Annotated in this window: 12 protein-coding genes; 7 read left to right on the top strand and 5 right to left on the bottom strand. The window is 66.7% G+C overall.

Features of this window, described 5'->3' with window-relative positions; translation table 11 throughout:
* Positions 1–39: 39 nt before the first annotated feature.
* Positions 40–1092 carry a serine hydrolase gene (locus tag KW836_RS13790; RefSeq protein ID WP_175136702.1) on the bottom strand — a complete coding sequence of 351 codons (1053 nt, stop codon included), beginning with the start codon at positions 1090–1092 and terminating at the stop codon, positions 40–42.
* 22 nt (positions 1093–1114) lie between these two features.
* Positions 1115–2311: an alanine--glyoxylate aminotransferase family protein gene (locus KW836_RS13785; protein ID WP_218343631.1), complete on the bottom strand. Its 1197-nt coding sequence runs from the start codon at positions 2309–2311 to the stop codon at positions 1115–1117.
* A 200-nt stretch (positions 2312–2511) separates the two neighbouring features.
* Between KW836_RS13785 and KW836_RS13780 the strand changes: the two genes are divergently transcribed.
* The 7 genes from KW836_RS13780 (at position 2512) to KW836_RS13750 (ending at position 10137) form a co-directional block, all read left to right on the top strand.
* A complete protein-coding gene (locus KW836_RS13780; RefSeq protein ID WP_218343630.1) occupies positions 2512–3270 on the top strand; it encodes a GntR family transcriptional regulator in 759 nt (252 codons plus the stop codon).
* A gap of 23 nt (positions 3271–3293) precedes the next feature.
* Positions 3294–4880, top strand: coding sequence for an ABC transporter substrate-binding protein (locus KW836_RS13775; protein WP_175185423.1), 1587 nt, complete (start codon positions 3294–3296; stop codon positions 4878–4880).
* A 63-nt stretch (positions 4881–4943) separates the two neighbouring features.
* Positions 4944–5861, top strand: a complete 918-nt coding sequence (locus tag KW836_RS13770) for an ABC transporter permease (RefSeq protein WP_175121809.1) — start codon at positions 4944–4946, stop codon at positions 5859–5861.
* 1 nt (position 5862) lies between these two features.
* On the top strand, positions 5863–6771 hold the full coding sequence (locus tag KW836_RS13765; protein WP_175121810.1) for an ABC transporter permease: 909 nt from the start codon (positions 5863–5865) through the stop codon (positions 6769–6771).
* Between the two features lie 2 nt (positions 6772–6773).
* The gene (locus tag KW836_RS13760; protein ID WP_105238664.1) at positions 6774–7763 is read left to right on the top strand and encodes an ABC transporter ATP-binding protein; all 990 of its coding nucleotides are present in this window, start codon (positions 6774–6776) and stop codon (positions 7761–7763) included.
* Positions 7760–8740: an ABC transporter ATP-binding protein gene (locus KW836_RS13755; RefSeq protein ID WP_105238663.1), complete on the top strand. Its 981-nt coding sequence runs from the start codon at positions 7760–7762 to the stop codon at positions 8738–8740. Before KW836_RS13760 ends, KW836_RS13755 begins: the two co-directional genes overlap by 4 nt.
* The gene (locus KW836_RS13750; protein WP_218343629.1) at positions 8737–10137 is read left to right on the top strand and encodes a M20 family metallopeptidase; all 1401 of its coding nucleotides are present in this window, start codon (positions 8737–8739) and stop codon (positions 10135–10137) included. Before KW836_RS13755 ends, KW836_RS13750 begins: the two co-directional genes overlap by 4 nt.
* On the opposite strand, the gene KW836_RS13745 is transcribed toward KW836_RS13750, so the two are convergent.
* From KW836_RS13745 to KW836_RS13735, 3 genes are all read right to left on the bottom strand, one after another.
* Positions 10121–11035 (bottom strand): MBL fold metallo-hydrolase, encoded by a 915-nt coding sequence (locus KW836_RS13745; RefSeq protein WP_175121813.1) that lies wholly within the window; start codon positions 11033–11035, stop codon positions 10121–10123. The genes KW836_RS13750 and KW836_RS13745 overlap by 17 nt on opposite strands.
* Before the next feature lie 83 nt (positions 11036–11118).
* The gene (locus KW836_RS13740) at positions 11119–12075 is read right to left on the bottom strand and encodes an alpha/beta fold hydrolase (protein ID WP_218343628.1); all 957 of its coding nucleotides are present in this window, start codon (positions 12073–12075) and stop codon (positions 11119–11121) included.
* Between the two features lie 141 nt (positions 12076–12216).
* Complete coding sequence (locus tag KW836_RS13735) at positions 12217–12966, bottom strand: hypothetical protein (RefSeq protein WP_370633026.1); 750 nt, start codon at positions 12964–12966, stop codon at positions 12217–12219.
* Positions 12967–13024: the final 58 nt, after the last annotated feature.

Below are 13024 nucleotides of genomic sequence, written 5' to 3'. Positions count from 1 at the left end.
CTTGCCCGAAAAAACCTGACATGCCGCAAAACCTGGAAGTTACACACCCGCATCCACCGCCGCCAGAATCTTCCCGAACAGCGCGTCCGCATGGGCCGAATTCAGCCAACGCACGATCACGACCATCTTGCGTTCCGGTTCCACCCAGGTGAACGAGCTGCCCGCGCCAACCCCAAAGAAGCTGGACGACGGCACGCTGGGAAACACCTTGCCTTCGTGGTTCAGCCAGATCAGATAGCCGTAGTACGGGGCGATGTCGCACGGGGTGCGCATGGCCTGCAGCCATTCGCGCGACAGGATCTGCTTACCATTGGCCTGGCCGTCGTTCAGCAGCATCTGGCCGATCAGCGCCTGGTCCTTGGCGCTGATGGACATGCCGCCGCCCCAGTGCGAGCCGCCGGGCACCGACGGCATGCGCTGGCCGTCGATCTCGACCCAGGCATTGTCGTAGCCGACCCATTGCCAATCCTCGCTGCAGCCGATAGGCCGCGTGACGGCCTCGCGGAACACTTCCGGCAACGGCTTGCGGAACAGATGCAGCAACGCGTAGGACAGCTGATTGATGCGGACGTCGTTGTATTCCCAATACGTGCCGGGTTCCTGCAGCGGACGCGCATCGCCCTTCTTGCCATCGGGCGGCACGCCGAAGGTGACGGCGCGGTAGCGGTCCGCCTGGTCCGACACGCCGAAGCGTTCGCCTTCCCATTCGCTGGTCTGCTGCAGCAGATGCCGCCACGTGATCGACGCATTGCGGCCTTCATCAAAGCCGATGCCAGGCACGCGCTTGCCGACGGGTTCGTCCACGTCCGGCAGCAGGCCGCGGTCATGCGCCACGCCGGCCAGGATGGCCAGGTACAGCTTGGCGACGCTGAACGTCAGGTCGGCGCGGTCCGGCTCGCCCCACTCGGCCACCGTCTTGCCGTCCACCACGACCACGCCGGACACCGGCCCGCGGTCATGGATGGGGCCGAGCAGGCGGTTCCAGGGCGGCGGATCGTTCAGGTGCACGCCAAAATTGCCTTTGACGCTGCGGTCCCAGGTCGATTCGTGGTCGTTGGCGAACTGGATCGCCTGCTGCATGAGCGTATTCATCGGTTCCCTCGTTGTTGTGTGTTCATTGCCCCGCGCTTTGTGTCGCGCGGGTCAGATATTCCATGGCCGCCTGCAACCCGCCCGAGCGGTGCGGGACGCCGGCCGCGGCCAGCCCCATCTCCACGCCGGCCAGCGTGCCGCATAGCGTCAGATCGTTGAAGTGGCCCAGATGTCCGATGCGGAAGATGCGGTCGGACAGTTTGCCCAGCCCCTGCCCCAACGACATGTCGAAGCGGTCCAGGATGACCTTGCGCAGCGCGTCGGCGCTGTGCCCGTCAGGCATCAGCACGGCGGTCAGCGCCGGACTGTGCGCGGCCGGGTCCGCACTCAGCAGTTCCAGCCCCCAACCCGCCACCGCCAGGCGCGTGGCGCGGGCATGGCGTTCGTGACGCGCGAATACCTGCGGCAGCCCTTCAGCCGCCAGCATGGCCAGCGCCTCGTGCAGGCCGTACAGCAGGTTGGTCGACGGCGTATACGGAAAGTACCCCTTGGCATTGGGTCCGAGCATCTCGCGCCAATCCCAGTACGACCGCGGCAGACGCGCGGTCTCGGCCGCCGCCAGCGCGCGCGGCCCCACCGCGTTGAACGACAGGCCCGGCGGCAGCATCAGGCCTTTTTGCGAGCCAGCCACCGTCACGTCCACGCCCCATTCATCGTGGCGGTAGTCGATGGAGCCCAGCGACGAAATCGTGTCGACCATCAACAGCGCCGGATGACCGGCCTGGTCGATGGCGGCGCGCACCGCGGCGATGTTGCTGGTGACGCCGGTGGAGGTCTCGTTGTGCACCACGCACACGGCCCTGATGCGGTGCTGCGAATCTTCCGAAAGCCGCGCGCCAATCACGCCGGCATCGACCGGATGACGCCAGTCGCCCTCGATGTAATCCACTTCCAGCCCCAGCCGCCCGGCAAGCTTGCGCCACAGGCTGGCGAAGTGGCCGGTCTCGACCATCAGCACGCGATCGCCCGGCGACAGCGTGTTGACTAGCGCAGCCTCCCACGCGCCGGTGCCCGACGCCGGAAAGATCACGACGGGCGACTCGGTCTGGAAGATGTGCTTCAGGCCCGACAGCACCGCCTTGCCGAGTTCACCGAACTCCGGTCCGCGGTGATCGATGGTGGGCAGGTCGATGGCGCGCAGGACCCGGTCGGGCACGTTGGTGGGTCCGGGAATCTGCAGGAAATGCCGGCCGGACGGGTGGGTGTTCAGCGTGAGCATGCGTGGCCCCAATGTGGACGGTTTGTATACCAAGGCGGCTTTGCGCGGCGGTCAGGCAGCGCGGGGCGGCCTGGCGGACTTGCGGCATGCGTCACTCTATCCCATTGTTTTTACGTCGATAACCTAGGGTATACACCCATCAAAACCACCGTGAAGACAGGTTTATAGTCTGCGAAAACAAGGGGAATTTTTGTATACCAATGCGCAGCGATCCTAGCTTCTTGCCGGATCATGCCGAGGCCGTTGCCTCGTCCGATCTCACGCCCGATTCCGCCCCGACGGCCGTCCGCGCCGCCGGCGACGGGCGCACGCTGGCGGGATCGGCGGCCGGATCCCTGCGCGAACGCATCATCCAAGGCGAATTCCCGCCCGGCACCCGGCTGAACGAACGCGCGCTGTGCGACCTGCTCGGCGTGTCGCGCACTCCGCTGCGCGAAGCGTTCCGCGTGCTGGCTGCCGAAGGCCTGGTGCAGATCGAACCCAACCGCGGCGCGCAGGTGGTCGCGCTGTCGGAAGCGAACATCCGCGAGGCCTTCGAAGTGATCGGCGGCCTGGAGGCCATGTCGTGCCGCTTTGCGTGCGAGCGCGCGACGGACGTCGAGATTGCGGAAATCCGCGCGCTGACCTACGAAATGATGGCCAGCCACGCGCGCCACGACCTGCCCACGTACTTCCGCGTCAACCGCGAGATCCACGAACGCATCAGCCTGGCCGCGCACAACAGTTTGCTCAAACAGCTTTACGACGCGCAGAACGCGCGGATCCAGAACCTGCGCTTCGTCTCGAACGAAGACCGGCAGAAATGGGATCTGGCGATGCGCGAACACATAGAAATGGCGGAGGCCCTTGCCGCGCGCGACGCGGACCGGCTGGCAGCCATCATGCGGCAGCACCTGCAGCGCAAATGCGACGCGGCGCTCAAGAGCCGGAGCGAGACGATAGATACGCAACACATGTAGTGTCATCAAGAGGAGCCTTCACCATGGCTGATAGTCGCTTCACACCTTGCTGCTTCACCCCCGCTACCCCTGCGCTGTCCTCCCGCCGTTCCACCCCGCTCAAGGCCCTGGCCGCCGCCCTGCTCGCCTGCGCCGCGTTCGCCACCCAACCGGCGCTTGCCGGCAAGAAAGACGACACCCTGCGCATGGCCTACGACCAGGCGCCGGAAAGCGTCGACCCGTACTTCAACAACGTCCGCATCGGCGTCATCATCGCCGCCAACGTGTGGGACACCCTGCTCTACCGCGACCCCGTCACCAATGAGTACAAGGGCCAACTCGCCAAAAGCTGGAAACAGGTCGACGACAAGACCATGGAGTTCGAGCTGCGCGAAGGCGTCAAATTCCACAACGGTGAAGAGTTCGACGCAGACTCTGTGGTCTACACGCTGAACTACGTGGCCGATCCGAAGAACAAGGCCGTCACGCAACAGAACGTGTCGTGGATCGACAAGGTCGAGAAGATCGACAAGTACAAGGTGCGCCTGACCACCAAAGAGCCCTTCCCCGGCGCCAAGGAATACCTGTCCACCACGGCCGCCATTCACCCGGCGAAGTATTACCAGGAGGTCGGCCCCAAGGGCATGAACGCCAAGCCGGTGGGCTCGGGTCCGTACAAGGTCGTCGACTACCAGCCTGGCAAGTCCATCACGCTGGAACGCAACGCCGACTATTTCAAGGATTCGCCCAAGGCGCAGCCCAAGATCGGCAAGGTCGTCATCCGTTTCATCCCCGACCGCCAGACGCAGATGGCCGAGGTCATCTCGGGCGGCGAAGACCTGATCATGAGCGTGCCCAAGGACCAGGCCGAACAGCTGGGCGGCATGCCGAACCTGCAGATGGTCACGGGCAACACCATGCGCATCGTGTTCATGCAGATGAACATCCTGGAAGGCACGCCCGCGCCGCAGCTGAAGGACGAGCGGGTGCGCCGCGCGATCATCCACGCCATCGACCGCGAATCCATGCTCAAGAACATCGTGGGCGAAGGCGGCGGGCTCATCAACACCATCTGCACGCCGTCGCAAGTGGGCTGCACGCAGGAAGGCGCGCCGACCTACAAGTACGATCCCGCGCAGGCCAAGAAGCTGCTGGCCGAAGCGGGCTACCCGAATGGCTTTGATATCGACATCGTCGCGTACCGCGAACGCAACCAGACCGAAGCCATCATCAACTACCTGCAGGCCGTCGGCATCCGCGCCAAGCTGAACTTCCTGCAGTACGCCGCGATGCGCGACATGATCCGCGCGAACAAGGCGTCGCTCACGCACCAGACGTGGGGCTCGAACCTGGTGAACGACGTGTCGGCGTCCACGCCGGTGTACTTCGCCTTCGGCAGCGACGACATCACGCGCGACCCGAAGGTGCGCGACCTGCTCAAGAAGGGCGATACCACCATCGAACCCGGGCCGCGCAAGGCGGCTTACAAGGAGGCGCTGGACATCATCGCGGAGAAGGCCTACGCCGTTCCCCTGTGGACGCTGCCCGCCTACTACGTCGCCACCAAGGACGTGAACTTCAAGCCCTACTCGGACGAGCTGGTGCGCTTCTGGGACATGAGCTGGAAGTAAGGCGCGGTCCGCGCCGGGCGGGCTTCGCAAACGCCCGGCGCTGCTGAACAGAGAGGAAGTCCTATGCTTTATTTCACGCTGAGGCGCCTGGGCCTGGCGGCGCTGGTGGCGCTGACCGTGTCGATCCTGGCGTTCCTGCTGCTGCACCTGTCGGGCGACCCGGCGCTGGCGCTGGCCGGCGAAGGCGCGCGGCAGGCCGACATCGACATGATCCGCAAGACCTACGGCCTGGACCGCCCGATCATCGTCCAGTACGCCGACTGGCTCTGGCACATCCTGCAGGGCGACTTCGGGACGTCGGTGTACTTCAAGACCGAGGCCGGGCCGCTGATCCTGTCCAAGCTGGCGACCACGCTGAAGCTGGGCATGGCGGCGCTGGCGTTTGCGCTGTGCATCTCGATTCCGCTGGGCGTGCTGGCCGCGCTGTACAAAGGCAGCCTGATCGACCGCGTCTGTCTGGCGATCGCCGTACTGGGCCAGGCGCTGCCGAACTTCTTCTTCGCGCTGATCCTGATCATGCTGTTCTCGATCTCGCTGCGCATCCTGCCGGTGTCGGGCAGCGGCACGTGGCAGCACTTCGTCATGCCTGCGATCGCGCTGGGCTATTACGTCGCGCCGGCGTTCATGCGCCTGATCCGCGCCGGCATGATCGAGGTGCTGAGCGCCGACTACATCCGCACCGCGCGGGCCAAGGGGCTGCCCGCCCGCAAGGTCATCTTCAAGCACGCCCTGCGCAACGCCATCGTGCCGGTGGTCGCGCTGGCCGCCGTGCAACTGGGCTACCTGCTGGGCGGCTCGGTGGTCATCGAGACCATCTTCGCGCTGGACGGCCTGGGATATCTGGCCTATCAGAGCATCACGTACAAGGACTATCCGGTCATGCAGCTGATCGTGCTGCTGCTGTCGGTGCTGTATGTGCTGCTGACGCTTGCCGCCGATGTGGCCAACGCGTGGCTCGATCCGCGCATCCGGGTGTCCTGACATGAACACGCCTACGCTCACCCCCGCCACCCCCGCCGCGGCCCCGCTGGAACTGTCCGCCTCCACGCTGCGCTGGCGCCGCCTGCGGCGCAACAAGGCGCTGCTGGCCGGCGGCGGCATCCTCTTCGTCATCGTGCTGATCGCGCTGCTGGCGCCGTGGATCTCGCCCCACGATCCCTATTTCCAGGATCTGGCCTACCGCACCGCTCCGCCCGTCTGGTACGAAAAAGGCACCTGGCTGCACCCGCTGGGCACCGACCAGCTGGGACGCGACTACATGTCCCGCCTGTTCTACGGCGCACGCATCTCGCTCTTGATCGGCATCAGCGTCGCGCTCATCTCGGGCCTGATCGGCACGGCGATGGGCATGGCGGCCGGCTACTTTGGCGGCAAGGTCGACATGGCCGTGTCGTTCCTCATCACCACGCGCCTGTCCATGCCGGTGATCCTGGTGGCGCTGGCTACCGTGGCCATCGTCGGCGGCTCGCTGTGGGTGGTGATCCTGGTGCTGGGCCTGCTCAAGTGGGACCGCTACGCCGTCGTGATGCGCAGCGCCACGCAGCAGGTGCGCTCGCTGGAGTACGTGGCTGCCGCGCAGGCCGCCGGCGCCAGCACCTGGCGCATCGTCTGGGGCGAGGTCCTGCCCAATGTCGTGCCGCAGCTCATCGTGATCGCCACGCTGGAGGCCGCCAGCGCGATCCTGCTGGAAGCCTCGCTGTCCTTCCTGGGCCTGGGCGTCCAACCGCCGCTGCCGTCGTGGGGCTTGATGATCTCCGAGGCCAAGGCCTACATGTTCTTCTCGTTCTGGCTGATCGCCATTCCCGGGTCGGCGCTGGCGCTCTTGATCTTCGCGATCAACCTGGCCGGCGACGGACTGCATCAACTCCTGACGCCTGAAGAGAGGGCCTGAGCATGAACGGCACCGATATCGTCCTGGACGTCCAGGGACTGACCGTCGACATCGCCACGCCACGCGGGCCGCTGCACGCGGTGCGCGATGTGTCGTTCCAGGTCAAGCGCGGCGAAACGCTGTGCCTCGTGGGGGAATCGGGCTGTGGCAAGTCCATGACCTCGCTGGCCATCATGGGTCTCTTGCCCAAGGCCGCCCGGCGCAGCACGCGCCGGCTGGCGGTGCTGGGCGAGGATCTGTCAAAAGCCCGCGGGCGGCGCGTCAACGCGCTGCGCGGCAGCAAGATGGCGATGATCTTTCAAGAGCCCATGACGGCGCTCAACCCCGCCTACGCCATTGGCGAACAGCTCACCGAACACTACATCCACCACTGCAAGGCGAGCAGCCAGCAGGCGCGGGACCGCGCGGTGGAACTGCTGGAAAAGGTCGGCATCGCCTCGGCCGGCCAGCGGCTGGGGCAGTATCCCCATCAGTTGTCCGGCGGACTGCGTCAGCGCGTGATGATCGCGATGGCGCTCATGTGCGGCCCTGAGCTCTTGATCGCCGACGAGCCCAGCACCGCGCTGGACGTCACGATCCAGGCGCAGATCCTGCGGCTGCTGGCCGACCTGCAGGCGGAACTGGGCATCGCGATGGTGCTGATCACGCACGATCTGGGCGTCGTCGCGCGCATCGCGCGGCAGGTGGCCGTGATGTATGCGGGGCAGATCGTCGAGGAAGGCCCCGTCGCCGACATCTTTGCGACGCCGCATCACCCCTACACGCAAGGGCTGCTGGGCTGTATCCCCGTGCCTGGCCGCACGGCGCCGGGCGAAGCGCTGGGCACCATACCCGGCGTGGTGCCGTCGCTGGTCGGCGACTTGCGCGGCTGCGCCTTTGCCGACCGCTGCCGCTACGCGCAGCCGCAATGCCGGCAGGCCGTTCCCGTCCACGGCCAGGCGACTGGCCAGCAATGGCGCTGCATCCTCAGCGCCGAAGGAGTCCCGGCATGAGCGCGCTGCTGCAAGCCGATGGCGTCAGCCGCCAATTCACGGTGCGCGCCGGCATGTTCCGTCCGCGAAGCACGCTGCACGCGGTCAATGGCGTGGACCTGGCGGTTGACCGGGGCGCGGTGCTGGGCATTGTGGGCGAGTCCGGCTGCGGCAAGTCCACCCTCGCGCGCATGCTGCTGGGGCTGACGCCGCCGACCGAAGGCGCCATCCGCCTCGACGGCCAGGACATCCGGCAGATGGACCGGCGCGCCCTCGCCCGGCGCGTGCAGCCCATCTTCCAGGACCCGTATTCGTCGCTGAATCCGCGCCGCTCCATTGCGTCGATCGTGTCGCTGCCGCTGGAGGTGCATGGCATCCCGAACCCGAAGATGCACAAGGCGATCGACATGCTCGAGCGCGTGGGCCTGCCGCCGCGGCTGGCCCACAATACGCCCGGGCAGCTGTCCGGCGGCCAGCGCCAGCGCGTGGCCATTGCGCGCGCGCTGGTCATGCAGCCCGAGCTCGTCATCTGCGACGAACCCACCTCCGCGCTGGACGTGTCGGTGCAGGCGCAGATCATGAACCTGCTGATGGACCTGCGGCGCGACTTCAACCTGACGTATGTGTTCATCAGCCACAACCTGGCGGTGGTCGAACACATCGCCACCCACGTGGCCGTAATGTACCTGGGCCGCGTGGTGGAATCCGCGCCCACCGCCCGGCTCTTTCACGACCCGCGCCATCCCTACACGCAGGCGCTGCTGGCGTCGGTGCTGACGCCTGAACCCGGGCTGGGCATCCCCGACATGGGGCTGGGCCTGTCGTTCCCCGACCCGCTGCACCCGCCATCCGGCTGCCCGTTCCATCCGCGGTGCCAGCACGCGATGGCGCAATGCAAGACCGAACGGCCCGCATTGACCGTGCGGGAAGGCGCGCTGGTCGCCTGTCACCTCTATCCGCCCGTCCCCTCGACTTCCAATGGAGCCACCCAGCCATGACCCGCGCACACGCCATCGCCCAGGCGGAACACTGCTTTGATTCCGGCGCCTTCCGCACGCTGTTGGCGCGCCGATTGGCGCTGCCCACGGAAAGCCAGAACCCCGAACGCGCCGCCGTGCTGGCGGACTATCTGCAGGATGAGATCCGTCCGGCGTTCGAGGCCCTGGGATTCACCTGCCGCACCCTGACGCATCCGAAGGCGCTGGCGCCGTTCCTGTACGCCGAACGCATCGAGGACCCGGCCCTGCCCACGGTGCTGGGCTACGGGCACGGCGATGTGATTCGTGGTCTGGAACGGGAATGGAAGGAAGGCCTGTCGCCGTGGTCGCTGACCGAGGCCGAAGGCCGCTGGTACGGCCGCGGCATTGCCGACAACAAGGGCCAGCACACCATCAACATGGAGGCGCTGCGGCTGGTGCTGGAGACGCGCGGCAAGCTCGGCTTCAACGCCAAATACCTGATCGAGATGGGCGAGGAAACCGGCTCGATGGGGCTGCGCGAACTGTGCACCGAGCACCGCGACCTGCTGGCCGCCGACCTGCTGATCGCCTCGGACGGCCCGCGCCTGAGCGCCAACCGCCCCACCATCTTCCTGGGCGCGCGCGGCAGCCTGAATTTCGACCTCACGATCGAGGCTCGCGCTGGCGGACATCATTCGGGCAACTGGGGCGGACTGATCTCCAATCCCGGCCTGCAGCTGGCCCACGCGATCGCCAGCATCGCCTCGCCCGTTGGTCAGATCCGCATCCCGGAATGGGTGCCGAAGGAACTGCCGCCGGCCGTGCGGCGCGCGCTGGCCGACTGCCAGGTCGACGGCGGCACGGACGGCCCCGAGATCGAACCGGATTGGGGCGAGCCCGGTCTGTCGCCCGCCGAACGCGTGTTCGGCTGGTGCTCGTTCGAGGTGCTGGCCTACAAGACCGGCAACCCCGACACGCCCGTCAACGCCATCCCGCCGCGCGCCTGGGCGCGCTGCCAGTTGCGCTTTGTGGTGGGCGTCGACCCGGACGACCTGATTCCGGCCCTGCGCCGCCATCTGGACAGCCACGGCTTTCCGATGGTGAAGATCTCGCTGACCCGCGAATCCATGTTCCGCGCGACCCGCATCGACCCGGACGACGCCTGGGTGCGCTGGGCCGTGGACTCGCTGGAACGCACCTCTGGCCAGAAGACCGCGCTGCTGCCCAACCTGGGCGGCTCGCTGCCCAACGACATCTTCACCGACGTGTTGGGCCTGCGCACGATCTGGGTGCCGCACTCCTACCCCGGCTGCTCCCAGCATGCGCCCAACGAGCACCTGCCGCCGGAACTGCTGCGGCAGGCGCTGGGGCTGATGACCGGGCTGTACTGGGACCTCGGCGCGGGCGGCACGCCGGAGATCAGAAGTCCCAGATGACCGGCACCCAACGGAACGCGTTGCCTTCCACGGCGACGCGTCCCACCGAGGGAAACGGCAGGTGCGCCGCCACGAGCAGACCCTTGTTTTCGGCCAGTTCGTTGAACAGCGCGAAGCGCACGCGGGCCGATTCCTCGGGGTCGTGCTCGAAGCCGTTGTGCCATTCGGGATGGTCGAAGGCCACCGGGAACACGGCATCGCCCGCAAACGTCAGGCGCTCGCCGCCGGAGATCAGGTCGACGACACAGTGGCCGGGCGTGTGGCCGCCGGTATGGCGCACGATGACGCCCGGCGCCACTTCGTGGCGGTCTTCGAAGACGCGGATCTGATCGCGGTACGTTTCATAGAAGCTGGTCGCCGTCGAGCGCAGCACGGCGGGCACCGGCTTGGGCATGACCGTCTGCGAAAAGTCGGGCGAGGTCCAGAACGCCACTTCGGTCGCATTGACGTGGATGCGCACATCTTTGCGCAGGCGCTCCTTCACGCCGGGGACCAGCAGGCCGCCCACGTGGTCCATGTGCATGTGGGTGATGATGACGTCCGTCACGGACTCCAGCGGAATGCCCGCAGATTGCAGCCGCTGCGGAAACTGGCCCGCGCGCGGAAAGCCCGAGAACTGGCCGCCCAGCCCCGCGTCGATGAGGATGGTCTGGTCACCGCTGCGCGCGACCATCACGTTCAGCGGCCAATCGAAGGCGTCCGGCGGCATGAACATGTGATCGAGCCAGTTGGCCAGATCGGCCGGGTCGGCATTGGTGGCCATCGTCGACGTGGGCAGCGGCAACACGCCGTCGCTGACGACCAGCGCATCGATATCGCCCACCTGCACGGCGTAGCGGGATGGCACCAGATCGATGGCCTGGTGGGTGATGGGGTCCAAAGTGTCTGCGGAAAACATGGCGGAATCTCCTTGAAGGCGGCCGGTTGATCCGGCCGGAAACCGGCGCCCTCGCGCCGGGTCGTTGCGTGGCGGCGCGTGCGTCAGCCGCGCAGGAAAGCCAGCAGATCGGCGTTGATGCGGTCCTGCAGGGTGGCCGTCAGGCCATGCGGGGCGCCGGGGTAATAGATCGCCTGCGCGTTCTTCACCAGACGCACGGCCTTCTTGGCCGAGTCGTGGATCGGCACGATCTGGTCGTCTTCGCCGTGCATGAACAACGTGGGCACGTCGATCTTCTTCAGGTCTTCGGTGAAATCCGTTTCCGAGAACGCCTTGACGCACTCGTAGGCGTTCTTCTGGCCGCTCTGCATGCTCCACAGCCAGAACTGGTCCAGCTGGCCCTGCGACACCTTCGAACCCGGGCGATTGGCGCCGTAGAACGGCACGGCCAGATCCTTGTAGAACTGCGAGCGATCGCCCGCCACGCCGTCGCGGATGCCGTCGAATACCGACAGCGGCAGGCCTTCCGGATTGGCGGCCGACTTCAGCATCACCGGCGGCACCGCGCCGATCAGCACAGCGCGCGACACGCGCTTCGTGCCGTGCCGGCCGATATAGCGCGCCACTTCGCCGCCGCCGGTGGAGTGGCCCACCATCGCGATGCTCTTGACGTCCAGCGCCTCGATCAACTGCGCCAGATCGTCGGCGTAGGTGTCCATGTCGTTGCCGTTGGACGGCTGCGAAGAACGCCCATGGCCGCGGCGGTCATGCGCAATCACGCGAAAGCCATTGCGCGCCAGGAAGTGCAGTTGTCCGTCCCACGCATCCGCGTTCAGCGGCCAGCCGTGCGAGAACGTAACGACCGGGCCGGCGCCCCAGTCCTTGTAGTACAGCGTCGTGCCGTCTTTGGTGACGAAGGTGTTGCTGTTCATGGGAGTGCTCCGTTGGGGTTGGGAATTGCGCTGCGGGGCTGCTTGTGCGCCGATGGCAATGGCGCTGCCAGCCAGGAGCGCGCTGCCGGCAAGCAGCGTGCGCCGGGCGGCGTTATACGAGTCGTTCATGGGGATCCTCAAGGTCGGAAGAGACAGTGAGGGCATCGTAGGACTGCGCCCGCAAGCGCGGTAGACACGGCGCGGGAAGCACGATGTTGTGCGATGCGCACCAATGCCGGCGGGAGGTTGCCGGCGTGCGCGAGACAGGCGCTATTCGGGCAGCGCCGAATCCCGATACGCCACGGCGATCATCGCCGTCAGCACGAAGGTCATGGCGACGCACGCCACTGCGCCCAACACGCCCTGCAGCGCCTGCACGCCCACGTAGTCGTACATCAGCGGGAGCAGATCGTTGGTGGCATGCGCGGCCAGGACCAGCAACACCAGGAACCCCAGCATCAACGGCCAGCGTGGATAACGCATCGCGACGCGCACCGCGCCAAAGCCATATTCGCCGGTGACCGCGACGCGTGGCAGGCTTACGCCGTACACGGCCAGCCCGTACAGCACGGGCACCCACACCACCACCAGCAGCGCGATCAGCACGCCGTAGAACAGCGGTTCGTTGGCGCCGCCCATCAGCATGTACAGCACATACGGCAGATCGCCGGTGGCGCGCGCAAGCGCCATGACGCCAACCACCAGCCCGCCCAGCAGCACCAGATGCCGGGCTTCCGGGTTGCCGCCGCGCGGCGCGGCCGCATGCGCGGTCTCGCCAAGCAGGATGACCCGATGCCAGGCGTAGGTGGTGCGCGCGAGGGCGATCAGGCAGACGAGCGCCAGCGCGAGGATCAGCCAATCCACAAGCCCGTACAGCCGGGACGTCATCAGCGCAAACGGCAACGTCAGCGTGAACACGGCCAGTGACCACGGCGCGGCGGCCAGCATGGCGCGGCCGTGCTGCCTGATGACGCCCACTGTCGCGGCGATGAAACGACCTGCTCCGGGTTTGCTGGACACGAGACTCCCTTGCTCAGAAATGATGGTGCTCGTTTATACCGCACGCAGCCTATTCACC

The sequence above is a fragment of the Achromobacter sp. ACM05 genome (assembly GCF_019218915.1).
In the GTDB taxonomy this organism is placed as follows: Bacteria; Pseudomonadota; Gammaproteobacteria; order Burkholderiales; family Burkholderiaceae_B; genus Achromobacter; species Achromobacter animicus.
The sequence above is the reverse complement of the archived record's forward strand: the minus strand, read 5'-3'. Positions and strand labels throughout refer to the sequence as shown.